Genomic DNA, 25,713 nt, shown 5'->3' on the forward strand with positions numbered 1-25,713 from the left:
CGCGCCAGCGCCAGCCGCCACCACCAACCGTTCTTAGAACAGGTAGAGACGCCCGCGACGCTCTCGACATATCGGTGTTCGGTACGACTACTACCGAAACCCCCGCCGACATGTGTTATCTATAGAACAGAAATATAACTCTGGAAATGCTTAATGACAGCGGCTGTGGGGATGAAGCCGAATGAGCACGAACGCACCGCTCGAACGGGAGAACGCAAGGGACCGGACGGCCGAGGAATCGAATGAGTCGAGCCGCTCCGTGGTTTCGGTCGACGGGCTCGGAAAGACCTACGGAGACGGTGACGACGCCGTTCGCGCCGTCGAGGACGTTTCGTTCGACATCGAACCGGGGACCGTGGTCGGACTGTTGGGGCCGAACGGGGCCGGGAAGACCACGACGATCAAGGCGATGCTCGGGTTGGTCGTTCCCACCACCGGAACGGTGACGATCGATGGCGTGAACGTTCACGAGGAGCCGCGGGCGGCCTATCAGCGCGTCGGCGCGATGCTCGAAGGAGCGCGAAACGTCTACTGGAAGCTCACGGTACGGGAGAACCTGGAGTTCTTCGCCGCGCTTTCCGGCCGGCGGCCCGCTGCGGTGGCCGACCGCCACGACCGGCTGCTCGACCAGCTCGCGCTCACAGAGAAGGCCGACGTTCCGGTGAACGATCTCTCACGCGGGATGAAACAGAAAGTGTCGCTCGCCTGCACTCTCGCACGCGACGCTTCGGTGGCCTTCCTCGACGAGCCGACACTCGGACTCGACGTGGAGAGTTCGCTCGAACTCCGACGGGAGCTCCGCCGGCTCGCCGAGCAGGAATCGATGACGGTCGTGCTGTCGAGCCACGACATGGACGTGGTACAGGCAGTCTGTGACCGGGTAATCATCATGAACGACGGCCGCGTCGTCACCGACGATACCGTCGACGGTCTCATCGATCTCTTCCGGAGCCAGGCGTACCACATCACCGTCGACGATCTCCCGGAGGGGGTGCGCGATCGTCTCGCAGCCGAGTTCGACGTTGACGGGTTCGAAGCAGTCGGCGACCGGACGCGCTTTGCGGTGTCGCTACCCGACGGGCGCGCGCTCTACGACGTGATGGACACGCTTCGAGAGGCCGACACGGTACCGGAGTCAGTTGACTCGATCGAACCGGACCTCGAAGACGTGTTCCTCGAACTCACTGGGGGTGAGAACGGATGAGTACGGATACCGCAAGCTCGAAAACGAGTGCGACAGCCGACGCCGGCCTGTCGACTTTGATCCGGGCGGTCGCGAAAAAGCGCGTGCTGCTCCTCGTGCGCTACCCGGTCAACACCCTCTCGCAGTTTGGCGTGATGTATCTCGTCTTCCTCATCATCTTCTTCGGCGGGCGCGCGATCGCGGGCGCGGCGCTCGCCGAGTCGATCGAGGGGATCATCGTAGGCTACCTGCTCTGGAGCATCTCGATCACGGCGTACTCCGGGCTCGCGTGGAACGTGACCCGCGAATCCCAGTGGGGAACCCTCGAACAGCTCTACATGTCTCCGTTCGGCTTCGGGCGAGTGATGGCGATCAAGACCGCGGTAAACGTACTGGAAGCGTTCCTCTGGGGGGTGCTCATCCTCGCGCTGATGCTCGCCACGACCGGTCAGTCCCTCGTCATCGAGCCGGTGACGGTGCTGACCCTCGGCGCGCTCGCGATCGCGCCCGCGGTGGGCGTCGGGTTCGCGATGGGGGCGCTCGCCCTGCTCTACAAACGGGTCGAGAACGCCTTCAACATCGTCCAGTTCGTGCTGATCGGGCTGATCGCCGCGCCGGTCACCCAGTACCCGCTTCTCAAATGGCTCCCGCTCGCCCAGGGCAGCCATCTCCTCGGGCGCGCGATGGCCGACGGCGTCCGACTGTGGGCGTTCCCCGCGACCGAGCTCGCGATCCTCGTCGCCACCGCCGTCGGCTATCTCGGGGTCGGTTACTTCGCCTTCTACCGGGCACAGCGTCGTGCGCGCCGGAAAGGCGTCATGGGTCATTACTGAGAGCCCGACGCCGCCGTCTCCGCCCGATTCGGTGCAGGATGCGGCGATCGGCCGTCAGCCCCACGGCGGGGACAGGTGGACGTGAAAGAGCTTCTCGCAGTTCTCGGTTCCACAGACCGGACACGTCTCGGACGCGTCGACAGCATCGGAGTCGTCGCGTGGTACTGGTTCGTCGCGGGATGTCGCCGCATCGATGACACGCGTGCCGGCGTGGCCGAGTTCGTAGCCGCTCTCGGTCTCCCGAACGAAGTACGCGCACAGCTCCGAGAGATGGTAGTTGAACTTTCCCGAGTCGCGGATGCCGACCCGATCGCGTAGGTCCGAAAAGGAGAGCGTGTCGTCGGCGTCCGCGAGCTCGCGGAGGATGGCGACCCGCGTTTCGTTGCCAAGGGCCGAGAGGGCGTCCGTCGGATCCACCGTGGAGTGGGTCATGGTCGGAGTTCGACCGGCCGTCGGAATCAATCCTTGCTCGATCGACATCGATGCCCGAATCTTCTTTACCGACCCGGCAACAATTACGCCCATGTACGACGATGAGGATCTCGCCGCGATCCGCGATGAGAAGGAACGCTGGACCGAGGAGACGCTCGACCCGGTACTAGAGCGCCACGGCGAGCGCCAGGACCGCTTCGCCACGGTGTCGAACCTCGAAGTCGATCGACTCTACACTCCAGACGACGTCGCGGACATCGACTACGAAGAGGACCTCGGCTTCCCCGGCGAGGAGCCGTACACCCGGGGCGTCTATCCCACGATGTATCGCGGTCGGACGTGGACGATGCGCCAGTTCGCGGGCTTCGGCACCGCCGAGGAGACCAACGAACGGTTCCGCTTCCTCGTCGACGAGGGCCAAACTGGCCTGTCGACCGCGTTCGACATGCCCACGCTGATGGGGATCGACTCGGACGACCCGATGGCCGACGGCGAAGTAGGGAGAGAGGGCGTCGCGGTCGACACGCTCCGCGACATGGAGATCCTCTTCGACGGGATCGATCTCGAAGAGGTCTCGACCTCCTTCACGATCAATCCGAGCGCGCCCGTGATCTTCGCGATGTACGTCGCGCTCGCCGACAAACGGGGTGTCCCACGCGAGAAGCTTCGGGGGACGATGCAGAACGACATGCTGAAGGAATTCATCGCCCAGAAGGAGTGGGTCACGCCCCCCGAATCCTCGCTCGACCTCGTGACTGATACGGTGGAGTTCGCGGTCGAAGAGACCCCGAAGATCAAACCGATCTCGATATCGGGCTACCACATTCGAGAAGCGGGCTCGACCGCGATCCAGGAGCTCGCCTTCACCCTCGCCGACGGGTTCGCGTACGTCGAGGACGCCATGGAGCGCGGCCTCGACATCGACGAGTTCGCTCCTCAGTTATCGTTTTTCTTCAACTCCCACAACGCCATCTTCGAGGAGGTCGCGAAGTTCCGCGCGGCCCGCCGGATCTACGCGAACGTGATGGACGAGTGGTACGACGCCGAGGATCCGAAATCGAAACAGCTCAAGTTCCACACCCAGACCGCGGGCCAGAGTCTGACCGCCCAGCAGCCGCTCAACAACATCGCTCGCGTGACGGTCCAGGCGCTCGCGGGTGTTCTGGGAGGCACTCAGAGCCTCCACACCAACAGCTACGACGAGGCGCTCGCGCTTCCTTCCGAAGACGCCGTTCGCGTGGCGCTTCGAACCCAGCAGATCATCGCGGAGGAGTCGGGTGCAGCCGACATCGTCGATCCCCTTGGGGGAAGTTTCGCGGTCGAGTCGCTGACCGACGAGACCGAAGAAAAGGCGATGGAGTACATCGAGGAGATCCGCGAGATGGGCGACGGGTCGGTTCGGGACGGCGTTCTCACGGGGATCGAGCAGGGGTACTTCCACCGCGAGATCCAGGACGCCTCCTTCGAGTATCAAGAACGCGTCGAGGAAGGGGAAGAAACCGTCGTCGGCGTCAACGAGTATACGATGGACGAGGACACTCGACCGGAGATCCTCGAAGTCGACGAGGAAGTCCAGGAACGACAGCAGTCCCGCCTCGCCGAGGTGAAAGCCGAACGCGACGACGGAGCCGTCGAGGACGCGCTCACGGACCTCGAAGACGCGATCGAGACGGGCGAGAACACGATGCCGGCGATCGTCGATGCGGTCAAGATCGGGGCGTCGATGGGCGAGATCATGCGGGTATTCGAGGCGCGCCACGGTTCGTACAGCGAGACGGTCGGCGTGGCCTGATCGAGATCGCATCGACAGTCGGTGTATGCGGATCGATGGGTCCCGTGCCGGTCCGTTCTGTTTGCTTGTGGTTCGATATCGCGGAACAATGCGGGTATCGTTAATGATATGTGGCGTACCACCGAACCACACGACTGGAAGACAATCATGTCAGACGAGGATATCACGATCGAGTCGCGGCTCGCCGAACAGGACTACTTCGAGCCACCCGAGGAGTTCGTCGAGCAGGCGAACGCCGCTGATCCAGCGATCTACGACCGGTTCGACGAGTTCCCCGGGGGCTTCGAGGAGTACGCCGAGATGCTCGACTGGGACTCGGAGTGGGACACGGTGCTCGACGACTCGAACCCACCGTTCTACGAGTGGTTCGTTGGCGGGGAGCTGAACGCGAGCCACAACTGTGTCGATCGCCATCTGGACGAGCGCGGCGACGAGACCGCCCTCCTCTGGGAGGGAGAGGACGGCGAAACCCGCGACATCACCTACGACGATCTCCACGAGAAAGTCAACGAGACCGCGGCCGCACTTCGATCCGTGGGCGTCGAGGAGGACGACGTCGTCACGATTCACCTCCCGATGGTGCCCGCGCTCCCGATCACGATGCTCGCGTGTGCGCGCATCGGTGCGCCCCACAGCGTGGTCTTCGCCGGCTTCTCGGCGAACGCCCTCGCGGAACGGGTCGGCAGCGCCGAGTCCGATCACGTTGTGACGATCGATGGCTACTACCGCCGCGGCGAGTTCCTCGATCACATCGAGAAGGCCGACGAGGCCATGGCGGAGACCGACCGCGATCCCGAAGTCCTCGCGTGGACCCGTCACGACGAGCCGGAGGTCGATGTCAGCGATGACTACACGATGGTTGCGGATCTGCTGGACGATCACCGTGGCGAGACGGTCGAGCCGGTCAGCCGCGACGCCGAGGATCCGCTCTTTTTGATGTACACCTCCGGGACGACGGGCCAGCCGAAGGGCTGTCAACACAGAACCGGCGGGTATCTCGCGTACGTGACGGGGACTTCGAAGTACGTCGAGGACATCAAACCCGAGGACACCTACTGGTGTCCCGCCGACATCGGCTGGATCACCGGCCACTCTTACATCGTCTACGGGCCCCTTTCGCTGGGCACGACGACGGTGATGTACGAGGGTGCGCCGGATCACCCGACCAAGAGCCGGATCTGGGAGATCGCGGAGGCGTACGACGTCGACATCTTCCACACATCACCGACCGCCGTCCGCCAGTTCATGAAGTGGGGCGAGGAGCACGTCGAGGGCCACGACTTCGACTTTCGACATATGACCACGGTGGGCGAGCCGATCCAGCCCGAGGCGTGGCTCTGGTACTACAAGCACATCGGCGACGAGAGCGCGGTCATCGTCGACACGTGGTGGCAGACCGAGACCGGCGGCCACCTCATCACCAACCTGCCCGCACTCCACGACATGAAGCCGGGCAGCGCGGGCCATCCCGCACCGGGAATTCAACCCGCGATCTACGACGACAACGGCGAGTCGATCCCGGCCGAAAGCGGCGAGGCGGGCAACCTCGTGATCGAACGGCCGTGGCCCGGGATGTTGCAGACCGTCTACGGCAACGACGAACGGTTCATCTCGGAGTACTGGGAACGCTTTTCGGACACCGATTCGGACGATTCGAGCGACTGGGTGTACGAGGCGGGCGACGGTGCAGTCCAGGCCGAGGACGGCTACTACCGCGTTCTCGGGCGGCTCGACGACGTGATGAACGTCGCCGGCCATCGGCTGGGAACGATGGAGCTCGAAAGCGCGGTGGCGGAGGTCGACGATGTCGCCGAGGCCGCGGTCGCCGCACGCGAGGACGCCGAGAAGGGCGAAGTGCCCGATGTCTACGTCACCGTCAGGGAGGGCGTCGAGGAGAACGAGGAGGTCCGTGACCGGATCGTAGGGGCGATCGAACAGGAGATCGGGAAGTTCGCACGCCCGAACGAGGTCATCTTCGTCGACGATCTCCCGAAAACCCGATCGGGCAAGATCATGCGCCGGCTGCTCGAGAACATCTCGAACGGCGACGAGCTCGGCAACACCACCACACTCCGGGATCCGAGCGTCCCTGAAGAGATCCGCGACCAGGTCCAGACCGACTAAACAGCCGTCCGATCGTCTGCACCCGACCCGTCTCGCGGGTCGACGTGTCGAACGATGTCGATGCAGTTCTGCGAGCGGTATCAAGCGCCTCCTTTACAGATCAACCACAGGTATTGTTCTGATGCAAAGATTATTATGTTCTTCCTCCATGCAAGTGGTATGCGACGCGAGGACACAGGACAGACCCGCCGTGACGTGCTCAAACTGGCCGGTGCATCGGGCACCGTCGGTATCGCCGGGTTGGCAGGCTGTCTCGGTGGCGGAGGCGACGGAAACGACTCCGGCGGCGGCAGCGGTTCCGGCGGTGGTGGTGGAGGCAATGGGTCCGGTGGTGGCGGCAACGGTTCCGGCGGTGGTGGCGGCGGAAACGGCTCCGGTGGTGGCGGTGGGGACTACCCATCGCTCGGCAACTTCCCCGTCGAGGGTGACACCGCGACGTTCGGGCTTACCGTCCCCCAGAGTGGGTCCTACCAAGCGGAGGGCGCGAGCGAACTCAACGCGTACGAACTCGCCATCGACCATCTCAACAACGGCGGTGGCTGGGTCGACAGCTTCGAAGACCTCAGCGGTGACGGCGTACTCGGCAAGCAGATCGATTTCGTGGAGGGTGACACCGCGACCGACCCCGACACGGCACGGAACGCCGCAAGCCGGATGATCAACCGGGACAACGTGATCATGTTCACCGGCGGCTCGTCGAGCGCAGTGGCGATCGCGCTCCAGTCGCTGGCCCAACAGGAGAAAGTGCTGTACCAGTGCTGTCTCACCCACTCGAACGCCACGACCGGCGCGGACTGTCGGCGGTACGCCTTCCGAGAGATGTTCAACGGGTACACGACCGCACAGGCGCTCGTGCCGCCGGTGACGGAGGAGTACGGCGACGATCTGAACTTCTACCAGCTCTACGCCGACTACACGTGGGGTCAAAGCGTCCAGTCGTCGATGAAGCAGTTCTTCGAGGAGGCCGGCTGGACCGAGGTCGGTAACACGGCGACGCCGCTCGGCACCTCGGACTTCTCCTCGTATCTCTCGGAGGCCCAAAGCTCCGACGCCGACGCACTGTTCCTCGTCGAGTACGGACTCGACGGCGCGAACTCGCTCAAACAAGCCGCCAACCAGGGCCTGAACGAGGAGATGGAGATCGTCGTGCCGCTCTACAACCAGCTGGTGGCGGGCAACGCGAAACAGGCGATTCCGGGCGTGTTCGGCACGACCGCATGGGACCCAGGGATCGACAACGAGCCGTCGAACACGTTCGCCGATGCGTTCCAGCAGGAGTACGGCAACCCACCACCGGGCGTCGCGCACGTCGCGTACGCCCAGACGCTCCAGTACGCGGCGGCCGCCGAACGCGCCGGGACGTTCTACCCACCGGAAGTCATCCGGCAGCTCGAGGGCTACGAGTACAACAACATCGGTCTGGGCCAGGAAGTGATGCGCAAGTGCGACCACCAGGCCCAACGGGCGATCCCCGTCGTCCAGGGCAAACCGGTCGATCAGCAGAGCGATGGCGACCTGCTGAACCTCGTCAACCTCGTCCCCAGCGACCAGGTTGGCTACGACTGCAACACCGGCCCAGCGGCCGAATGCGAGCTCGGTAGCTACGAATAGCTCTCCCATCACACCGCGTTTCCGACGAAGACGTGTGGCAACGACAGCCGATCGATAGAACGAGGGACGATACAATGCACACCCCGACAGCGACCGAATCGAACAGTGACGCTCAGTGCGGCCAGTACTGCCGACAGCAACGGTACCATCGATTTCTCGGCCCCGATCGTCGAGAACGACCGAGCGACGAACACGAGGAGGATCGATGAGTCTCGTCGCCGAAACGGCCCGCATCCTGCTCAACGGTCTCCAGACGGGGGCGATCTACGTGCTGTTGGCGATCGGGCTGTCGATCATCCTCGGCACGCTCAAGTTCGTGAACTTCGCCCACGGCGCGCTGTACGTCGTCGGGCTCTACGTCGGTCTCCTGGTTTCCCAAGAGACGACCTTCTCGCAGGGACAGCTTGCTGAGCTCGGATTCGGCACGCTCGGGCTCGATATGGGGTTTCTGGCCGCGCTGATCATCGTCCCGATCATCGTTTTCGTCCTCGGGATGGCGATGGAACGGTTCGTCGCACGACCGTTTTACGACCGCCCCGACACCGACCAGATCCTCCTCACCTTCGGGCTCGCGATCGTGGTCCAACAGGCTCTCAGGGTGCTGTTCGGCGGTAACAGCCAGAGCTTCGCCCAGCCCGAATGGGCGTCAGGGGCGGTGCAGTTGCCGCTGGTCGGCGGATTTCCCCAGTGGCGGCTCTGGGTCATCGTCATCACGGCAGTACTGGTCGTGCTCGTGTACGCGCTGATCGAGTTCACCGACTTCGGGTTGACGGTGCGAGCGGGCACTCAGGATTCGGAGATGGTCCAACTCCTCGGAATCAAGATCACACGGCCGTACATCGCGGTGTTCGGTATCGGTGCTGCGCTGGCGGGCGTCGCTGGCGTCGTCGGCGGGCCGCTGAACGTCGTGAATCCGACGGTCGGTACCGACATCCTCGTCCCGGCCTTTCTCACGGTCGTGATCGGCGGGCTCGGCAGCATCAGGGGCGCGGTGCTCGGGGGACTGATCCTCGGGATCACGCAGTCGTTCCTGATCCAGTGGAGTCTCGTGATCCCTGCGCTCGGGATCAACTACGCGTTCGCGCCGTGGTCGCAGGTCGGGATCTATGCGATCGCCGCAGTCATCCTCCTCGTCCGTCCACAAGGGCTGCTCGGCAGCGAGGTGGATATCTCATGAAACAGGCACCGACGATGACTGGCGGCGAACCGATCGAGCCATGCCCGCGGCGCTTATTAACGCGTATTTCCTGTGGGAGGCATGGAACCGACAGCCACGGTACCGATACACATCGTACGTTCCCACGGTGTCGACGAAACCGGGCTGCGTGGGTTCGTGGCCGTCCACGGAGGTGGTGTGCATGAGTGATCAGAACCCAAATCCGACCGAGACCGAAGCCGACGGTGGCGAAACTGTGAGTGGCGGGACCGGTACGACGTCCCTCGCCGGGATCCGAGCCCGATGGGAGCGCGTCCGCGGGCGGGAGTCGACGGTCATCGCGCTGACGATCGTCGGCGTCGCGCTGTTTCCGTATCTGCTCGCCCGAGCACCGGTTATCAGCGATCTCCTCCAAGGGTATCAGGAGCTGGCGTCGCTGATCCTCGTCTGGGGGATCTTCGCGATCGGGTTCGATCTGCTGCTCGGGCGCACCGGACTGCTCTCCTTTGGCCACGCCGCCCTCTGGGGAGCGGGTGCGTACGCGGCTGGCTGGCTCAGTGCGAACGTCGTCGAGTCCCCCCTCGTGATCGTCGGGGTCGCGGTGCTGTTCGCCGTGGTCCTCTCGGTCGTTCTCGGGGTGTTGTCGCTCCGGCGGGGCGGGATCTATTTCGCGATTCTCACGCTGGCGTTCGCACAGATGCTCTACTACATGGCTTCGGCACCGCTCGCGTTCATCACCGGCGGTGACAACGGGCTGACTGGCGTGGAGATCGGGCCGCTGCTCGGATCGTTCGACCTCGGAACTGAACTTCCCTCGATCGCCGGAACGCTGCTCGGGACGTGGCGCTACGCGTTCATCGCGGCGGCGCTGGTGGTGAGCGTCGCGACGATCCTCCGGATCCTCAACTCGCCGTACGGGATCGTGTTCCGCGCGATCCACGAGAACGAGCAGCGTGCGTCGTTCGTCGGATTCAACGTCTGGCGGTACAAGCTGGCGGCGTTCGTGCTCTCGGGGACGTTTGCAGGGCTCGCGGGGGCGCTGTTCACCGTCCACGGCGAGTACGTCCCGCTGTCCTCGCTGTACTGGACCACGAGCGGCGAGGTGGTCATCATGACCGTTCTCGGCGGCGTCGGAACGTTGATCGGTCCGCTGATCGGGGCCGGAATCTATCTCTGGGTCGAGTACATCGTGAGCGGCGGCTATCCCTTCGATTGGATCGGCCCCTACTGGCATCTCGTGCTCGGACTGGTCTTCGTCACGGTCGTCGTCCTGTTCCCGCAGGGGGTCTGGGGCGTCGTGGAGGACGGTCGATCGTGGATCACAGCGCGGCTGGAGGAGCGCTGATGGCGCTGCTCGAAACCCGTGGGCTCGTGAAGCGGTTCAACGGGCTCACCGCGACCGACGACGTCGACATTGCGATCGAAGAGGGCGAGCGCGTGAGCGTGATCGGGCCGAACGGCGCGGGCAAGACCACGCTCATCAACCTCATCACGCGGATGCTCGAACCGACCGAGGGCGACATCGTGTTTCAGGGAGAATCGATCACCGACCGGGCCCCTTACGAGGTGGTCCAACAGGGGATCAGCAAATCCTTCCAGACCGCCTCGATCTTCCCGGAGCTCACGGTCGAGGAGAACGCCGAGATTGCTGCGCTGGGTGCCGAACACGGCTCGTTCCGTCTCAACTTCTTCCGTCATCGGAACCGGTATCCCGAAGTCGACGACGCGACGCGGCGCACGCTCGAAGCCGTCAATCTCTGGGATCAACGCGAGGTGCCGGCGGCGGATCTCCCCTACGGCGACAAGCGCCGGCTGGAGATCGGGATCGCACTGGCGAGCGAGCCGGACCTCCTCCTGATGGACGAACCCACGGCGGGGATGAGCCCCGAGGAGACCAACGCGACCGTCTCGCTCATCGAGAACGTGAAGGAAGAACTCGGACTGACGCTAGTGTTGATCGAACACGACATGGAGATCGTCTTCGAGGTCTCGGATCGCATCATCGTCCTCAATCGGGGCCGGGTCATCGCGGAGGGGACTCCCGAGGAGATACAGGGCGATCCGGACGTTCAGGAAGCTTACCTCGGTGGTGTCGAACTGTGAGCCTGCTCACGCTCGAGGAGGTCGATGCGTACTACGACGAGAGCCACATCCTGCGTGACCTCTCGATGACGGTCGAGGACGGCGAGATCTGCGCGCTGCTCGGACGCAACGGTGCGGGAAAGACGACCACGCTCCGCTCGATCGCGAGTTCGAAACCGCCCGAAGTCCGCGACGGCACGATCACCTACGACGGCGAGGACATCACCGGAAGAGCCGTCGAGGACGTCGCGATGGCCGGGATCTCGCTGGTGCCCGAGGAACGCCGGATCTTCGCGGATCTGACAGTAGGGGAGAATCTCCATCTCGCGGACGTCGCTCGCAACCGGTCGAACACGTTCGGTCGATCGGTGCAGGTACAGCGAAGTGGGATGTCGACGGAGGAGGTGTTCGAGTTCTTCCCGCGACTCGAAGAGCGCGAGTCACAGAAAGCCGGCACGCTCTCTGGCGGCGAACAGCAGATGCTCGCGATCGGGCGGGCGCTGAAACAGAACACCGAGCTGTTGATGCTCGACGAACCGTACGAGGGGCTCGCGCCACAGATCATCGAGGCGGTCGAGAACGCGATCGAGCGGATTCGCGACGCTGGGACCACTCTCCTGTTGGTCGAGCAGAACGCCGCGGCGGCGATCAAGATCGCCGATCGGTGTTACGTGATCGATCAGGGTGCGATCGTCTTCGACGGCACCGCCGAAGAGCTTCGCGAGGACGACGAAACCCGCGAACGGTACCTCGGCGTATGACCGACGGGATCGACAGCCAGCACGAACGCAACGATCCGGACGTGGACACCAGCGGCAACGCCAGCGATGACACCAGTGGAGACTCCGACGCCGAGGCGCTCCTCGACGCGCTCGTCGAGGGTGGTGTAGTTTCGATCGATTCGGAGACCACGGCCGTGACGACGACCGCAGCGTTCGAGGACACCCGTTCGGTGTACCACGACAGCTACGCCGACGCGTCGGCCGAGCGGTTCCACGGGTCGGTCGCCGAGGTGTTCGATCTCGACTCGACCGATGCCGCCGCCGAACGGGTCGACGATCTCGGCGTCACTCGCGAGGAGTTCGTCGGGTATCTCGCGATCGACGCCCATCTCGATCGGTCGCCGTCGACGGCGACACTCGCGAGGATGGCACACGTCGTGAGCGAGCTACGTCCCGGGACGCCGGTTCCGGATGCGGTGGTCGAACTCGACGACGGGAGCTACGAGGAGTTCGTCTCGTCGCACGACCGTGCGATCGTCACGGTTTGGAAACATCACTGTGACCCATGCGAGGCGATGAAAGACGATATCGAGGACATTCTCGCCGCGGTTCCCGAGGGAGTGGCCGTCGGGGGGCTCGACGGCGAGGACAGTCCCAAATTTCGGCGCGCGACCGACATCGACGCCGCCCCGGCGCTGGCGCTGTTCGCGGACGGGGACCTTCGGGAAGCGTTCACCGGTCGGGCGACGCCCGACCGTGTCGCCGCGGCGTGTACCGAGGTCTACGAAGATGGCGACGGTGCGTAGCACCGAGAGGGCGGTTCGCGCGTCGAACGACTCCGATTTTCGGAACGCTATCGAGGTGACGTGGTGCTCAGTCGTTCAGCCCGGCAACGAGCACCGGACGCTCCGCATTGAGGATCACCGACTGGGTCACGCTGCCGAACAGCGCCTTTCCCGACGGGTTGCGCTTTCGTCCGCCGATGTAGATTGTGTCCACGTCCCGTTCGGTCGCCAGTCGAAGGATGGCGTCGGTCGGATCGCCACTCTCCTCCGCGACAGAGGTTTCGATCCCGGCGTCTTCGAGACGATCGAGCGCGCGCCGGACCGATCCGACCTGGGTTACGGACGCTCCCGACGGGTTCTCGCCGAAGACGTGACAGATCGTGACGTGAACGTCGTCGGCTGCGCTCGGCAGATCGGTGACGGCGTCGAGCTGTCGATCGAGGCTCGCCCCGTCCGCGTCAACACACAACAGGATCTCGTACATGTCCGATCACTCCGGCGAGCGGCGACTTAGCTGTTGTGACGGTGCCGAACACAGGAGTGCATCACGGCCACCATGAAGAGTACCTGCATGCGCCGTCTCCTCCCGTACGTCCTCGTCGTCTGTGTCGTCCTCGCCGGCTGTAACGGTGTTTTCGTGACTGAGAGCGACGATCAGACACCGACGCTCACGCCGGTAGCGGTCCCGACCGACGAACCGACCCCGACGCCCGTGCCACGGCTCGCACCGGGCCTCACCGCCGATGGAGTCACGAACGCCAGTGCACTGGCAGCAGCACACCTCGATACGTTCGAAAACACGTCGTTCACGATGCAAGAGACCGTGGTATATCGGAGTGAGGACGGCATACCGATCCGCCGGATCGAGAGCACGACCCGTGTCGGCGACGACGGCCGCTTCCGGGTCACGAAACGCTGGAACGGATCGACAGCGCTGCAACAAGTGGGGTACTACGACGATGGCGAGCGAGTTCTCGTGACGACGACCAGGACGAACGACGCGACGACGTACCGTCGGCTGTCGTCACAGGCGGTCGCCGCCCAGCGGTCGTCGGTCTCGGATGGGGGCAGCGGACGGATCGAAACGATGTTCGTGGCCGCCGAAACCCGCGTCGCTGGCCGGACGGAGCGCAACGGCACGACGGTCTACCACCTCGTGCCGACGGGGACACGAGGAAATTCGTCGAACACGGCGACCATCCTCGATCGGTCCGTCAGCGTCTGTGCTCGCGTCACCGAACGGGGGCTCGTTCGCAACTACACGCTTACTCAGCGACTCAGTGGTGATGGAGCCGACGGGGCGACGACGATCGTCGTTTCGGCGCGCTACACCGCGATCGGCGCGACCGACATCGAGCGACCCGCCTGGTACGAAAGAGCGGTCGCGGCAACCGACCCGACGGCGTCGAGGCGGAACGAGACGAGTGCGACGCCGACGACAGCCGGCTGAACGAGTCCGATAGCTCCGTCGTCTGGCGTGCTCGTGAGTCTACCGTTGTCATTCGTCGTAGCGCTGTGAGGCGTAGCTCACGAGGATCAAGAGGACCCCCAGCCCGACTCCCATCGTTCCCATCCCGTAGATCGCGAGTCCAAGTGGGGTGGGCTGGAGTTCGATCAGGAAGAAGAGATCGACCGGGCGGAGCTCCTCGGGACCGTAGGTGCCGAGCAAAAAGCCCGTGAGGCCCGCGATGGCGATGACGACGACGTACACGGTCAAGACCACCGATCGGCCGCGTCGTCCCGTCGATGGCGTCGTCGCCGTCGGGTTCTCCGACATACCGCTACGTCGCGCCCGCCGGACAATCAGCCTTTTGTCCTCGCACGCCCCACGTGCCGTATGGCCGAAAAAGAACTCCTCCTGTTGATTCTGGTCGCCATCTCGATGTCGATGGCGGTGATGACCGTCGTGCTGGTCGTCAGTTAATACGGCCGTCGACGCTCTGCGCTCGAACCTCCGGCCGCACGACACGGCTACCTGTTCTACTCATTTCCCGCCGTTCGAGAAGTCTTGAAATCCGTGGATTTCCAACGGTCAGGCAATCACTGCTTGCCTTCGATTTCGCATCTCCCACCATCGCCGGACTCGCTTCGCTCGTCCGGCGTGGTTCGCGGTCGCGTTGCGACCGCTCGCTTCCGGAAAACTCGTTTCACTCGTCTTCCGTCGTTCGCAGGCCTTCGGCCTGCTCACCGCCGTCCGTCATCGCTGTTCCTTCCTCGGGTTCTTCGCCACCGTCGGCGATGGCGGTCTCGGTACGGCGTTCGTGCCACTGCCACTCGTGGGTGAACTGGCCGCTCTCCTTCAGATTCCACGGATCGGCGTCCTCCATCGTCGGGGCCTCGTACCACGACTGGACGATGTTCCAGACCCAGATGACCTGGCCGACGAAGATGATCAGTGCGCCGAGGCTCGCGAGCTGGTGGAAGACAGTGACGATGTTCACCGGCCCGAGGCCGAAGTCGTACGTCGCGTACCGCCGAGGCATCCCGAGATAGCCGAGGAACAACATGGCGAAGAAGGTCACGTTGGTCCCGATGGCGGTGAGCCAGAAGTGGGCTTTCGCCAGCCGCTTCTGGTACATCTTCCCGGTGAACAGCGGGAACCAGTAGTAGATCCCGGCGAAGAAAGCGAACCCGAGCAGCCCCATCACGATGTAGTGGAAGTGCCCGACCACGTAGTAGGTGTCGTGGAGGACGAGATCGACGGGGATCGAGGCGAGGAACACGCCGGTGACCCCGCCGATGATGAAGTTCGACACCGCGCCGATACAGAACAGCATCGGGGCTGTCAGTCTGACGTTGCCGCCCCACATCGTGGTGATCCAGTTGAACGTCTTGACCGCACTCGGGATCGCGATCGCGAGCGAGACCGCCATGAAGCTCGCCCGAATCCGGGGATCGATCCCGGTCGCGAACATGTGGTGGGCCCAGACGCCGAACGAGAGCACCCCGATTGCCAGCGTCGAGTAGACGACGAACTTGAACCCGAAGAGCTTCCGTCCGCTGAACTTCGGGATCACGAGGCTCAGTATTCCCATCGGCGGTAGTGCGAGAATGTACACCTCGGGGTGGCCGAAGAACCAGAACAGGTGCTGCCAGAGGATCGGGCCCCCGCCCTCTCCGACCGCGAAGAACGTCGTCGCGAAGTTGCGGTCGAGCAGCAGCATGATGAGCGCGCTGCCGAGCAGCGGGAACGCGAACAGGATCAATCCGGACTGGGTCAGGATCGTCCAGCTGAAAATGTCGAGATTCGCCCAGTTGACGTCGGGCCCGCGCTCGGTGAAGATGGTGGCGATGAAGTTGATCGCTCCCATCGTCGCCGAGACCCCGGTGAGGTGGAGGCCGAGTAGCATGAAGTCGACCCCGACGTTCGCCTGCGTCCCGGCCCCGACGCCGGCCGACAGCGGGGTGTACATCGTCCACGCGGTCTGTGCCGGGACGATGTCGAGGCTCGCGATCGGGGCGGTGAAGAAGCCGGCCCAGACGAGGATCGCCCCTGGTGGAAGGAGCCAGAACGCGATGGCGTTGATCCGTGGGAACGCCATGTCGTCAGCGCCGATCAGCAGCGGAATGAAGTAGTTCCCGAACGCCGCGATCGCGGGCGTCCCGAACAGGAACAGCATCGTGATCCCGTGGCTCGTGAGCAACGAGTTGTAGAACTCAGCGCCGATGACGTCGGTGGCCGGCGCGAGGAGTTCGGCACGCATCAGCATGACCATGATACCACCGACAGAGAACGCGATGAGCGCGTACGTCCCGTACAGGATCCCGATGTCCTTGTGGTCCACAGTCGTCAACCACCGGATGATCCCCCCGGGCTTCTCCTCGTGTGCGTAGCCGGTCTCCCCACCCACGGCACCGCCACCGCCAGCCAGCGGCGTGTACGACCGCCAGTCCTCGATACGGGTGAGCCAGACCGCCACGCCCACGAGGAGCAGCCCCATCAGGACCGTCAGCGCGAGCTGGGCTTGAACCATGTCCGGATCTCGAATCCACAGCGTAAAGAACCCTTAGATTTCGGCCAGCAGTTCGGGAAGTCGAATCGCCCGACAGGAGCCTCTTCACGGGCGAATTGGGCCGAGACAGACGACGGGAGTGGAGACGTTTCGGTGGCCGGTCAAGACCGGCCGATCGATCACTTCGAGTCGGCTTCGGTGACGGCGGGTTCGAGATCGTCGTCATCCCGATCGGCCGTCGTTTCGTCGTCGGCCCTATCGGCGGTGACGCCATCAGCGAGGTCAGCACTCGCGCCCTTCGAGCCGGATTCGGCGGTGCTGGAATCGGTGGCCGCCACTTCGGTGTCGGCCTGTTCGGCCCCGGCGATCGCCCGCCCGGAGAAGTACGTGAGGAGCGCGAGCGCGACGAAGGGAACCACCAGCAGCGCCATGCTCACTGCCGTCAGAAAGAGGTTCTGTTCCCACGGCCTGACGACGAGAAACAGCACCACGAAAAACAGGATGATCCCCAGGGGGATGACGTTGACCGTGAGATCGAGGAGGGTCTCGCGGTCGAAGGTACGCTCTGACATTGGCCGCGGGTTCGACCAGCCCGATAAATAGGTTGTCGGTTCAGTACGGATCGCTCTCGACGTACCGTCCGCCGGCCCCCACGAGTGCGGCGACCAGTCCCGCGACTGCGAGCGCCACACCACGGGTGACGATCCCGCTGGGGTTGAGCAGGGTGCTCGCGAGCGCGTCGACGGAGAGGCTGTCGAGCTGGGTGAACGCGAGGATACCGCCGAGCGCCACGAGCGCGAGCCCGAGCCCCACGAGCAGGTTCCAGGGTCGCTCGGCGTAGCCCGACTCCTGGACGATCCCCGCGACCGACCCGACGAGCAACAGGAGACCGCCAACGGCGACCGGGAAGACGTTGAACAGGAGGCCGAGCTCCGAACACACGAACCCGAGGACCACGATCAGCGGCCAGGGGCTCGACATCCGGTACTGGTCGCTGATCCCGGGCTGGTCGTCCATATCCATCGTTGGGTAGCGAACGTAAGAAATCCATCGAAAGCCACCGCGACCGTCGACGATCGTGGCGACCGAGGAGGTTGGGAGGGTTTTTGGTGGTCGGTCCGCAACCCGATCGCATGGGAACAGCGGACGATACGGCGGAGGACCACGGCGGCCATCACCTCCCGGCGGACGAGGACTGGCCGCGCGGGTTCGGCGAGGCGAGCTGGTGGCCGTTCGTGAGCGCGGCGGGTGCGGCCGGACTGTACGTCGGCGCGGCCCTGTTCTTGCTGGGGCGTGGCGACGTGGAAATCGTGTCACCGATGGCCGGTCCGGCGGTGTTCATCGCCAGCACCGGACTCTTCCTCGGTGGCCTGTTCGGCTGGCTGTATCACGCCTTCATCGCCGACTTCTGGACGCGTGGCACCGACGAACACAGCGCGGACACCCTCCGATTCGCGATGGTCCTGTTCCTCGGGACCGAGATCGCCACCTTCGGCGCGGGGTTCATCTACTACTTCTTCATCCGAGTCGGCACGTGGGCACCCGGCGAGCTTCCGCATCTGCTAAGCTCGCTCGTTCTCGCCAACACCGCGATCCTCGTGGTCAGCAGCTTCACGTTCCACTTCGCCGAGGTCGCGCTCCGGAAGGGCAATCGTCGGCGCTTCCTCGGCCTGCTCTCCGCCACCGCGCTTCTCGGGATAGTCTTCATCGGCGGCCAGATCCTCGAATACTACACCTTCATCGTCGAGGAGGGCTTCACGCTCACCAGCGGGATCTTCGCGAGCGCCTTCTTCGGGCTCACGGGACTTCACGGCCTCCACGTCACGCTGGGCGCAGTCTTGATCGGGATCGTGCTCGTGCGGGCGTTCGCCGGCCAGTACTCCGCCGAACGTCACACCTCCGTGAGCACGGTTTCGATGTACTGGCACTTCGTCGACGTGGTCTGGCTCTTCCTCGTGGTGGTGCTGTACGTCGGCGCTGTGGCGAACGTCTGAGGACCGTCAGAGCGCGGTTTTGCTGACCGGAACAGTCGATCAGAGCGTCTCGGCGAGTTTCTCGACCGGATGTGGCGGCTCGGAGTCCGCTCGCTCGCCGAGTTGACTCCGGCAGGACGCACCGGGCGCGACGACCCGATCGCCATCGCTTCGGCCCACCTGATCGAAGAGCACGTCGGCGATCGCCCGACTCATCGAGAGATGTTCGGCCTCGTAGCCGAACGAACCGGCCATCCCACAGCAGCCCGAATCCAGCGGATCGATGTCGTAGCCCGCTCGTCGCAGGACGCCGACAGCGTGGTGGTCCTTCTTCGTGGCTTTCTGGTGGCAGTGACCGTGATACGTGAGTGATTCGTCGGGGGTGGCAGCGTCGAGCGCCTCGTCGAGACGGAGCCGATCGACGTACTCCATCACGCCGTAGGTGCTTCTGGCAACGACTTCGACATCGCTTTTCGTCGATCCACCGTCCGTTGCCGGCTGCTCGCCGCCCTCACCGGCCGGGACGGTGCCTGTCGGAACGCTCTCATCATCGCCTCCGAGCAAGTCCGGGTAGTCGGACTGGAACATCACCGCGTCGGAGGGTTCGACGACCACGACGTCCCACCCCCGCCGAGTCAGCGGCGCGAGCGCGGCGACGTTCTGCTCGGCGGCCGCACGTGCCTTGTCGAGAAACCCCTTCGAGAACGCGGGCCGACCGCTGTCGGCGACGCCGAGCGGCAGCCGGATGTGGACACCGGCGGCTTCGAGCACCCTGACGGCGGCTTTCCCGGCTTCCGGATGGTTGTAGTTGGTGTAGGTGTCCGGAAACAGCAGAACCTGTCGTTCGGCGTCGCTGGCCGGCACCCACGCGCCGCCGCGTGCTTCGAACCAGTCCTCGAAAGACTCGTCGTGAAAGGTCGGCAGACTGCGCTCGGCGGCGATCCCGACGGTCTTTTCCAGTACGGTGCGTGCGCCCGAGATTTCGGACGCCCAGTTCGAGAGCGGCGCGAGGCGACTCCCGAGCGCCGAGAGCCGATCGATGTTCGCAAAAACACGGTCGCGAAGGCTCACCCCGTGGCGCTGGTGGTGTTCGTGAGTGACTTCGGCTTTCATCTTGGCCATGTCGACTTCGCTCGGGCAGTCGTTCACACAGCCCTTGCAGCCGATACAGAGGTCCATCACCTCGTTCATGAACTCGACGTCGAACGCCTCGTCTTCAGCGAGATCGCCGCTCATCGCCTGCCGGAGCAGGTTCGCCCGGCCGCGCGTACTCAGAATTTCCTCCTCTGCGGCGCGATAGGTCGGACACATCGTGCCACCGGTGGTCGACTGGTGACCACGACAGCCGCCGCAGCCGTGACAAAGCTCGGCCATCCCCTCGAAGCCGTTCTCGTTGTCCCACTGGAGTACGGGATCGAACCCGGCGTCGAACTCGTAGTCGGGGTCGAACCGGAGGTTTGCGGCCAGATCAGGTGCGTCCGCACACTCCTCCCCAGTGTCGCCCGCCGCCTCATCGAGGAAGCCACAGACCTGGCCCGGGTTCAGCAGCCAATCGGGATCGAACGCACGCTTGAGGTCGCGAAACACCTCCCAGAGATGGTCGCCGTAGAGTTTCCGGTTCCACTGGGTGCGGGCCCGGCCGTCGCCGTGTTCACCCGAGACCGATCCATCAAGATCGACCACGAGATCGGTAACGGCGTCGGCGATGCGCTCCATCGTCTCGACGCCGTCGACGGTTTTGGTGTCGATCAGCGGCCGAACGTGGAGCACACCGGGACCGGCGTGGGCGTAGAAACTCGCGAACGTGTCGTTGTCGTCGAGGATCTCCTGAAAACCGGCGACGTACTCCGGAAGGCGATCGGCCGGGACGGCACAGTCCTCGATGAACGAGATGTGCTTCGCGTCGGAGGTCCGTGAGAGCAGGATCGGGAGCCCTGATTTCCGGAGCTTCCAGAACCGTGCGCGAGTGTCGGCATCGTGGGCCTCCATCGCCCCCCGGGCGTAGCGTGGCTCGTCAGTTCGTTCGGCCGCGCCATCGCTCGGCTCGGTATCCGGATCACCGTCGGGCACTCTGTCGGCGATCAGGTCGGCGACCTGTTGTCTCCCGTCGCTGTTGGAATCGGCGTAGAACTCCACGAGGAGCACCGAATCGGTCTCGTCGGGTAGCATCCCGACGACGTCGGCGAACTCGCTGGTGTCACGCGCGAGATCGAGCAGCACGTCGTCCATCACCTCGACGGCGGCCGGATCGTGTTCGAGAATGGCGGTGACGTCTGCCATCGCGTCGCCGAGCGAGTCGTAAGTCAGCAGCGCGACGGCCTTCGTCTCGGGGATCGGTTCGAGCGAAACGGTGGCCTCGGTGACGATCGCGAGAGTCCCCTCGCTGCCACAGAGCAGCCGGGCGAGGTTGACGCTACCCGACTCGCTCGCGGTTCCACCGTCTTCTCGCGGGCCCTGCCCGCTCGAACGGTCCGCGGAACTCCGTTCCGCGCTACTCGCACGTTCCGAGACGTGCTGCGTCTCGCGCGCGTCTTCGACCAGCCGATCGAGATCGTATCCCGAAACGTTTCGTTTCAGATCGGGGTAGGCGTTCTCGATCGTGTCCGTCTCTTCGTCAAGGATCCGGGCGACAGCGGCGTGAATCCGAGCTTCGAGGTCCCCTGCTGGATCGGCGCGGTCGCGGAGGTCCTCGATCGTGCACTCGCCGAACTCGGTTACGGTGCCGTCGGCGAGGACGACCTCGCACGATTCGACGTAAGCGTCGGTCTTGCCGTACACGAGCGAGTGTGCGCCCGTCGAATTGTTGCCGATCGCGCCACCGAGTGCGCTCTTGTCGCCCCACGCCGGGTCGGGTGCAAACTTCAGGCCGTGGGGTTCGAGCGCTTCGTCGATGTCGCCGAGATAGCACCCCGGCTGGGCGCGTGCGGTCCGCGCGTCGGGATCGATATCGACGAGCGAATCCATGTAGCGAGTGAAATCGAGGACGACGGCCTCGTTGACGGCCTGCCCCGCGAGACTGGTTCCGCCGCCGCGCGGAAGCACCGGGATCGACCGCTTGGCACAGTAGTCCATTACCCTTGCCACGTCGGCAGTCGAGCGGGGAAAGACGACGCCGATGGGCGTCACTTCGTAGGCACTCGCGTCGGTGGCGTAGAGCTGCCTGGTGTAGGTATCGAAGCGTGCGTCGCCCTCGATGCGTGACTGGAGATCGTCGAGGAGCTCCGGTCGCGCCACCGCCGTGCTTTGGTGGTCGTAGTTCGCGTCGTGTGCTGGCCGGTCGGCCGTCGGCGATCGGTGCGAATCGCCACTCATCGGCGGACGATCCTCCAGCGTTCGGTCCCGGCAAGAGAGATCGAATCACGGGGACGCCTCCCGAGTTCTGGCTCGATTGTCCGCGGTCGAGTCGCTCGTTGCGTGACCGGCACGACCGAGCGGACTGGACGAATGCGTTGCACGGTTACAGCAAGCGAGAGCGCAAGAATGATTCTTTGGTCGAGCAGCCGTGACGTCGGTCGGGGGCGGTGTTCGTCGTGTCGAAAAGCAGCTATGCTGGCTTCGCCGGGGCCGCACTCATCGCCGAGCTGTTGGAGGTGTTGCCGCCTGCCGAAGCGTTGCCGCCCGCGGAGGCGTTACCGCCGGCTGCCTCCTGCTGGCTGAGCCACTGCTGGTACTCGCCCTGGGGCATCACGGTCATGTTCGCGAGCATCCCGGAGTGACCCGAGCCACAGAACTCGGCGCAGTAGAGCTGGTAGGAGCCGGGTTCGGTGGGTTTGGTCTTGATGGTGTTGTACTCACCGGGGACCGCGTCCTGTTTCAGCCCGAGTTCGGGGACGTGGACCGCGTGGATCACGTCGGTCGAGGTGATATGGAAGTAGGCGTCGGTCCCGTTCGGAACGGCGAGCGTGGAGGCGTTGACACCTGCCTCGGGGTAGTGGAAGGTCCAGCCCCACTGGTAGGAGATGACCTCGACCTCGACCGCGTCACTGTCTGGCGGCGGTGCGGTCGCCCCCGACTGGTTGATCAGTACGTCCGCCTGGGCCTGCTGTTGGGCCTGTGCCTGACCGCCGCTCGCGTCGGGGACCAGCGAGACGTAGGGGTTGGCGAGGACGACGAACGACGCGAGGCCGACGAACAGTAGGATGATCGCGGTCGTGATCGTCCACGTGATCTCGAGGCGGCGATTCTCCCTGGTTGGTTGGGGATCGTCGTTGTTCCGGAACCGGATAACCGTATAGATCAGGATGACTTCGACGAGGATCGTGATCGGGATCGCCACGTACAGCAGCGAGGTGTTCAGGTTCGAGATCATCCGCTCGGTGACCGACTGCGCCATCGCCGGCTCGACAGCGACGAGAAGTAACGCGACGACGAGCGGGGCGAAGAGGCCGATACGCGTTCGCTTCATTTGGTCTGGAGTTTGCCGGTAGCGCATAAATACCTGCTGACTTTCCCGTTCGGTGGCCGAAAACGCGGGGCCTAAGTGCGACCGCGACGAAGCGATGAGTCGAGTTACACCAGCCGTGGCCACCCATACAGATTCCGTCCCGACGCGGGTGACGACGCTGCTCGCCGCCGCCGCCGTCGGCGTCTACCTCCTGATCGTGATCGGGGCGACCACGACGCTCTCACACGCAGCCACCGCGTGTACGACGTGGCCAGCCTGCGGCGTCGATCTCTCGAATCCACGCCTCGCCATCGCGTGGGGCCATCGCATCGCTGCGGCTCTCGTCGGCCTGCTCGTCCTCGGCGCGATCGTCGCTGCCTGGCGCGCGCCGGCCCCACGACGCGCGAAGACCGTTCTCGCCGTGCCGTTCGTGCTCTATCCGATCCAGATCGGGATCGGTGCGCTCGCCGCAACCACCAGCGCGACGTGGATCTCGACCGCCCACCTGCTCTGTGGCGTCGGGATCTTCACCGGTCTCGTCGTCGCGCTCGCGTGGACGCTCGAAATCGATGTTCCTGCGGCCGCACCGGACAGCGACACACAGCTCGCCGAAGCCACACCATCGGCCGCGACGACAGACGACCGGACGACGACTAAGACACCATCCGCCGATAGCCACCGTGACCCGACGGTTGCCGAGAACGACGTAGAAGCGGTATCGACGCGATCGCCGTCCCCTGTTGACAGAGGGGTGATCGAACGCGCACGAACCGTCGGGGCGGCGTACTTCCGGCTGATGAAACCCCGGCTGATGTGGCTGCTGTGTCTGGTCGCAGCCGCCGGGATGGCGCTCGCCGCCGGGCCGGGGCTCGACGCCGGCACCGTCGTCCGGGTGCTCGGCGGTGGCGTGCTCGCGATCGGCGCGAGCGGCACGTTCAACCACGTCCTCGAACGCGACATCGACCGCCGGATGCAGCGAACCGCCGATCGGCCGCTCGCGACCGACGAAGTGGGCGTCCGCAACGCGATGGCCTTCGGCTGCGTGCTCGCGGTCGCGTCGCTCGGCCTGTTCCTCACCGTGAACCTGCTCGCGGCCGCGCTCGGGCTGTGTGCCATCCTGTTTTACAGCGTGATCTACACCCTGGTTCTCAAACCCAATACTGTACAGAACACGGTACTCGGGGGTGCAGCGGGCGCGCTGCCGGCGATCATCGGCTGGGTCGGCGTAACGGGGAAGATCGGGATCCCTGGACTCGCGCTCGCGGGTGTGATCTTCCTCTGGACGCCGGCGCACTTCTACAATCTCGCGCTCGCGTACAAGGATGACTACGAGCGTGCCGACTTCCCGATGATGCCCGTGGTCCGTGGTGAGCGGGTCACGCGCCGGCACATCCTGTGGTATCTCGGTGCGACCCTCCTCGGCGCGAGCGTGCTCGCGGCGGTCGCCGAACTCGGCTGGCTCTACGCCGCGGCCACGGTCGCCTTCGGCGGTGTGTTCCTCTGGTCGGTGGTCCGACTCCACCGCGAGCGGACCGAAAACGCCGCGTTCCGGGCGTTTCACGCGTCGAACGCGTACCTCGGTGCGGTGCTCGTCGCGGTCGTGATCGACGCCATCGTGTTGTGATCTCACACCATCCATACTACCCATGAGCTACGACCGCATCGCCATCCGCGATCGCCTCGCCCGTGTCAGTCCGACCCCCGAAACTCTACTGTGGGGCGCGATTCTCGTCACCGCCGAACTTCTGGCGCTGTTGCTCTACCTCGTCCAGCCGAACGTGACGCCGACCGCGATCCGATACTACGTCTATCCGTTCATCTGGATCAACGTCGGTCTCTGGGCGCTCTTCCGGATCGATCCACCGGCAGCGAGTCGGCGGCGACGCTACGCCGCGAGTGCGCTCGCGGTCGGGTACTTCGCCGTGCTCGCGTACGCTGGCGGGCTCGTGGGCTCCGGTCTCGGCGAGATGGCGACCGGGCTCCGGATCGCCCCCCTGCCGCCGGGACAGGGCCCCGCACTGATCTATGGCGGTGAGGCGATCCGACTGGTGCTCTTCCCGTACAGGATCGTGGGCTACGTCGCGCTCGCCGCGCTCGTCTACGCCACCGTCCTCGACGTGGCGGGCTCGGCGATCGGGGGCGTTCTCGGACTGTTCTCGTGTGTGAGCTGTACGTGGCCCGTGATCGCCTCACTCGTCGGCGGCGTCGCCGGAGGCTCCTCGGCGGTCGCAAGTGCTGCACTTTCCGAATCGTACGGACTCTCGACCGTGATCTTCGTCGTCACGGTCGGACTGCTGTACTGGCGACCGTTCGGTGGCGAGTAGCGCCGCAGTAGCCACGGCAGAGGAACGAGGACGGGCAAAGCGTAAATCGCCCGCGTCCGTCGTGAGGTGCATGGCAACCGTCGAGATCGAATACTGCGTCCCGTGTGGCTTCCTCGAACGAGCCGAAGCAATCCAACACGCGCTGCTCGCCGGTCTTGGCGAGGAACTCGACCGGGTGGCGCTCGTGACCGGCGATCACGGCGTGCTCACGGTCACGGTCGACGACGAGACCGTCTTCGACAAAGCCAACGACGAATACGACGTCGACGGAATCGTCCGAGAAGTCCGCAGTCAGCTGTGACTGCCAGTCAACGGTGCGACCGATCGTCGCCGAATCGATCCCCTTAGAACGCCTCCGC

The 25,713-nt window shown here is 64.6% G+C and carries 23 protein-coding genes; 15 read left to right on the forward strand and 8 right to left on the reverse strand.

The features are described from left to right. The first annotated feature begins 181 nt into the window (after nucleotides 1-181). Nucleotides 182-1,204 (forward strand): ABC transporter ATP-binding protein, encoded by a 1,023-nt coding sequence (locus C449_RS11560; RefSeq protein ID WP_006078200.1) that lies wholly within the window; start codon nucleotides 182-184, stop codon nucleotides 1,202-1,204. Next, nucleotides 1,201-2,016, forward strand: coding sequence for an ABC transporter permease (locus tag C449_RS11565; RefSeq protein ID WP_006078201.1), 816 nt, complete (start codon nucleotides 1,201-1,203; stop codon nucleotides 2,014-2,016). Before C449_RS11560 ends, C449_RS11565 begins: the two co-directional genes overlap by 4 nt. Nucleotides 2,017-2,070: 54 nt before the next feature. Here the strand turns inward: C449_RS11565 and C449_RS11570 are convergent, their stop codons facing one another. Continuing rightward, on the reverse strand, nucleotides 2,071-2,448 hold the full coding sequence (locus C449_RS11570; RefSeq protein ID WP_049914143.1) for a winged helix-turn-helix domain-containing protein: 378 nt from the start codon (nucleotides 2,446-2,448) through the stop codon (nucleotides 2,071-2,073). Between the two features lie 91 nt (nucleotides 2,449-2,539). Here C449_RS11570 and C449_RS11575 point away from each other — a divergent pair, with 91 nt between their 5' ends. The 8 genes from C449_RS11575 to C449_RS11610 all read left to right on the forward strand — a co-directional run bounded on the left by C449_RS11575 (nucleotide 2,540) and on the right by C449_RS11610 (nucleotide 12,741). After that, on the forward strand, nucleotides 2,540-4,240 hold the full coding sequence (locus tag C449_RS11575; protein WP_006078203.1) for a methylmalonyl-CoA mutase family protein: 1,701 nt from the start codon (nucleotides 2,540-2,542) through the stop codon (nucleotides 4,238-4,240). Nucleotides 4,241-4,387: 147 nt separating this feature from the next. Continuing rightward, nucleotides 4,388-6,364: an acetate--CoA ligase gene (acs, locus tag C449_RS11580; protein WP_006078204.1), complete on the forward strand. Its 1,977-nt coding sequence runs from the start codon at nucleotides 4,388-4,390 to the stop codon at nucleotides 6,362-6,364. Between the two features lie 159 nt (nucleotides 6,365-6,523). Further along, a complete protein-coding gene (locus tag C449_RS11585; protein ID WP_006078205.1) occupies nucleotides 6,524-7,975 on the forward strand; it encodes a substrate-binding protein in 1,452 nt (483 codons plus the stop codon). A gap of 205 nt (nucleotides 7,976-8,180) precedes the next feature. After that, the gene (locus C449_RS11590) at nucleotides 8,181-9,152 is read left to right on the forward strand and encodes a branched-chain amino acid ABC transporter permease (RefSeq protein WP_006078206.1); all 972 of its coding nucleotides are present in this window, start codon (nucleotides 8,181-8,183) and stop codon (nucleotides 9,150-9,152) included. A gap of 181 nt (nucleotides 9,153-9,333) precedes the next feature. Continuing rightward, nucleotides 9,334-10,476, forward strand: a complete 1,143-nt coding sequence (locus tag C449_RS11595) for a branched-chain amino acid ABC transporter permease (RefSeq protein ID WP_006078207.1) — start codon at nucleotides 9,334-9,336, stop codon at nucleotides 10,474-10,476. After that, nucleotides 10,476-11,234: an ABC transporter ATP-binding protein gene (locus C449_RS11600; protein ID WP_049914108.1), complete on the forward strand. Its 759-nt coding sequence runs from the start codon at nucleotides 10,476-10,478 to the stop codon at nucleotides 11,232-11,234. Before C449_RS11595 ends, C449_RS11600 begins: the two co-directional genes overlap by 1 nt. Further along, nucleotides 11,231-11,974, forward strand: coding sequence for an ABC transporter ATP-binding protein (locus C449_RS11605; protein WP_006078209.1), 744 nt, complete (start codon nucleotides 11,231-11,233; stop codon nucleotides 11,972-11,974). Before C449_RS11600 ends, C449_RS11605 begins: the two co-directional genes overlap by 4 nt. After that, nucleotides 11,971-12,741, forward strand: coding sequence for a thioredoxin family protein (locus C449_RS11610; protein ID WP_006078210.1), 771 nt, complete (start codon nucleotides 11,971-11,973; stop codon nucleotides 12,739-12,741). Before C449_RS11605 ends, C449_RS11610 begins: the two co-directional genes overlap by 4 nt. A gap of 67 nt (nucleotides 12,742-12,808) precedes the next feature. Here the strand turns inward: C449_RS11610 and C449_RS11615 are convergent, their stop codons facing one another. Next, nucleotides 12,809-13,204 (reverse strand): universal stress protein, encoded by a 396-nt coding sequence (locus tag C449_RS11615; RefSeq protein ID WP_006078211.1) that lies wholly within the window; start codon nucleotides 13,202-13,204, stop codon nucleotides 12,809-12,811. Between the two features lie 72 nt (nucleotides 13,205-13,276). Here C449_RS11615 and C449_RS11620 point away from each other — a divergent pair, with 72 nt between their 5' ends. Continuing rightward, nucleotides 13,277-14,170, forward strand: coding sequence for a hypothetical protein (locus C449_RS11620; protein ID WP_241430109.1), 894 nt, complete (start codon nucleotides 13,277-13,279; stop codon nucleotides 14,168-14,170). A gap of 48 nt (nucleotides 14,171-14,218) precedes the next feature. On the opposite strand, the gene C449_RS11625 is transcribed toward C449_RS11620, so the two are convergent. The 4 genes from C449_RS11625 to C449_RS11640 all read right to left on the reverse strand — a co-directional run bounded on the left by C449_RS11625 (nucleotide 14,219) and on the right by C449_RS11640 (nucleotide 17,690). Further along, a complete protein-coding gene (locus tag C449_RS11625; RefSeq protein ID WP_006078213.1) occupies nucleotides 14,219-14,497 on the reverse strand; it encodes a DUF7520 family protein in 279 nt (92 codons plus the stop codon). 370 nt (nucleotides 14,498-14,867) lie between these two features. Further along, a complete protein-coding gene (locus tag C449_RS11630) occupies nucleotides 14,868-16,661 on the reverse strand; it encodes a cbb3-type cytochrome c oxidase subunit I (RefSeq protein ID WP_049914146.1) in 1,794 nt (597 codons plus the stop codon). A 191-nt stretch (nucleotides 16,662-16,852) separates the two neighbouring features. Beyond that, a complete protein-coding gene (locus C449_RS11635) occupies nucleotides 16,853-17,245 on the reverse strand; it encodes a DUF6684 family protein (protein WP_006078215.1) in 393 nt (130 codons plus the stop codon). A gap of 40 nt (nucleotides 17,246-17,285) precedes the next feature. After that, nucleotides 17,286-17,690 carry a DUF7541 family protein gene (locus tag C449_RS11640; RefSeq protein ID WP_006078216.1) on the reverse strand — a complete coding sequence of 135 codons (405 nt, stop codon included), beginning with the start codon at nucleotides 17,688-17,690 and terminating at the stop codon, nucleotides 17,286-17,288. A 116-nt stretch (nucleotides 17,691-17,806) separates the two neighbouring features. Between C449_RS11640 and C449_RS11645 the strand changes: the two genes are divergently transcribed. Further along, the gene (locus tag C449_RS11645; protein WP_006078217.1) at nucleotides 17,807-18,667 is read left to right on the forward strand and encodes a cytochrome c oxidase subunit 3; all 861 of its coding nucleotides are present in this window, start codon (nucleotides 17,807-17,809) and stop codon (nucleotides 18,665-18,667) included. A 39-nt stretch (nucleotides 18,668-18,706) separates the two neighbouring features. Here the strand turns inward: C449_RS11645 and C449_RS11650 are convergent, their stop codons facing one another. Next, the gene (locus tag C449_RS11650; protein WP_006078218.1) at nucleotides 18,707-21,958 is read right to left on the reverse strand and encodes an FAD-binding and (Fe-S)-binding domain-containing protein; all 3,252 of its coding nucleotides are present in this window, start codon (nucleotides 21,956-21,958) and stop codon (nucleotides 18,707-18,709) included. A 232-nt stretch (nucleotides 21,959-22,190) separates the two neighbouring features. Next, nucleotides 22,191-23,051, reverse strand: a complete 861-nt coding sequence (coxB, locus tag C449_RS11655; RefSeq protein WP_006078219.1) for a cytochrome c oxidase subunit II — start codon at nucleotides 23,049-23,051, stop codon at nucleotides 22,191-22,193. 94 nt (nucleotides 23,052-23,145) lie between these two features. On the opposite strand from coxB, the gene C449_RS11660 reads away from it, so the two are divergent. The 3 genes from C449_RS11660 to C449_RS11670 all read left to right on the forward strand — a co-directional run bounded on the left by C449_RS11660 (nucleotide 23,146) and on the right by C449_RS11670 (nucleotide 25,655). Further along, nucleotides 23,146-24,654: a heme o synthase gene (locus C449_RS11660; protein ID WP_049914147.1), complete on the forward strand. Its 1,509-nt coding sequence runs from the start codon at nucleotides 23,146-23,148 to the stop codon at nucleotides 24,652-24,654. 22 nt (nucleotides 24,655-24,676) lie between these two features. Then, nucleotides 24,677-25,354 (forward strand): DUF7546 family protein, encoded by a 678-nt coding sequence (locus tag C449_RS11665; RefSeq protein WP_006078221.1) that lies wholly within the window; start codon nucleotides 24,677-24,679, stop codon nucleotides 25,352-25,354. 70 nt (nucleotides 25,355-25,424) lie between these two features. Continuing rightward, nucleotides 25,425-25,655, forward strand: coding sequence for a SelT/SelW/SelH family protein (locus tag C449_RS11670; RefSeq protein WP_006078222.1), 231 nt, complete (start codon nucleotides 25,425-25,427; stop codon nucleotides 25,653-25,655). Nucleotides 25,656-25,713 lie beyond the last annotated feature (58 nt).

Source organism: Halococcus saccharolyticus DSM 5350 (assembly GCF_000336915.1).
Lineage (GTDB): Archaea > Halobacteriota > Halobacteria > Halobacteriales > Halococcaceae > Halococcus > Halococcus saccharolyticus.

Coding starts and splice junctions, on each gene's coding strand:
- C449_RS11635 (WP_006078215.1), bottom strand. CDS start 17,245: ATGTCAGAGCGTACCTTCGACCGCGAGACCCTCCTCGATCTCACGGTC.
- coxB (WP_006078219.1), bottom strand. CDS start 23,051: ATGAAGCGAACGCGTATCGGCCTCTTCGCCCCGCTCGTCGTCGCGTTA.
- C449_RS11610 (WP_006078210.1), top strand. CDS start 11,971: ATGACCGACGGGATCGACAGCCAGCACGAACGCAACGATCCGGACGTG.
- C449_RS11560 (WP_006078200.1), top strand. CDS start 182: ATGAGCACGAACGCACCGCTCGAACGGGAGAACGCAAGGGACCGGACG.
- C449_RS11665 (WP_006078221.1), top strand. CDS start 24,677: ATGAGCTACGACCGCATCGCCATCCGCGATCGCCTCGCCCGTGTCAGT.
- C449_RS11670 (WP_006078222.1), top strand. CDS start 25,425: ATGGCAACCGTCGAGATCGAATACTGCGTCCCGTGTGGCTTCCTCGAA.
- C449_RS11575 (WP_006078203.1), top strand. CDS start 2,540: ATGTACGACGATGAGGATCTCGCCGCGATCCGCGATGAGAAGGAACGC.
- C449_RS11630 (WP_049914146.1), bottom strand. CDS start 16,661: ATGGGGCTGCTCCTCGTGGGCGTGGCGGTCTGGCTCACCCGTATCGAG.
- C449_RS11565 (WP_006078201.1), top strand. CDS start 1,201: ATGAGTACGGATACCGCAAGCTCGAAAACGAGTGCGACAGCCGACGCC.
- C449_RS11590 (WP_006078206.1), top strand. CDS start 8,181: ATGAGTCTCGTCGCCGAAACGGCCCGCATCCTGCTCAACGGTCTCCAG.
- C449_RS11615 (WP_006078211.1), bottom strand. CDS start 13,204: ATGTACGAGATCCTGTTGTGTGTTGACGCGGACGGGGCGAGCCTCGAT.
- C449_RS11645 (WP_006078217.1), top strand. CDS start 17,807: ATGGGAACAGCGGACGATACGGCGGAGGACCACGGCGGCCATCACCTC.
- C449_RS11595 (WP_006078207.1), top strand. CDS start 9,334: ATGAGTGATCAGAACCCAAATCCGACCGAGACCGAAGCCGACGGTGGC.
- C449_RS11600 (WP_049914108.1), top strand. CDS start 10,476: ATGGCGCTGCTCGAAACCCGTGGGCTCGTGAAGCGGTTCAACGGGCTC.
- C449_RS11650 (WP_006078218.1), bottom strand. CDS start 21,958: ATGAGTGGCGATTCGCACCGATCGCCGACGGCCGACCGGCCAGCACAC.
- C449_RS11620 (WP_241430109.1), top strand. CDS start 13,277: ATGAAGAGTACCTGCATGCGCCGTCTCCTCCCGTACGTCCTCGTCGTC.
- C449_RS11585 (WP_006078205.1), top strand. CDS start 6,524: ATGCGACGCGAGGACACAGGACAGACCCGCCGTGACGTGCTCAAACTG.
- acs (WP_006078204.1), top strand. CDS start 4,388: ATGTCAGACGAGGATATCACGATCGAGTCGCGGCTCGCCGAACAGGAC.
- C449_RS11570 (WP_049914143.1), bottom strand. CDS start 2,448: ATGACCCACTCCACGGTGGATCCGACGGACGCCCTCTCGGCCCTTGGC.
- C449_RS11640 (WP_006078216.1), bottom strand. CDS start 17,690: ATGGACGACCAGCCCGGGATCAGCGACCAGTACCGGATGTCGAGCCCC.
- C449_RS11660 (WP_049914147.1), top strand. CDS start 23,146: ATGAGTCGAGTTACACCAGCCGTGGCCACCCATACAGATTCCGTCCCG.
- C449_RS11625 (WP_006078213.1), bottom strand. CDS start 14,497: ATGTCGGAGAACCCGACGGCGACGACGCCATCGACGGGACGACGCGGC.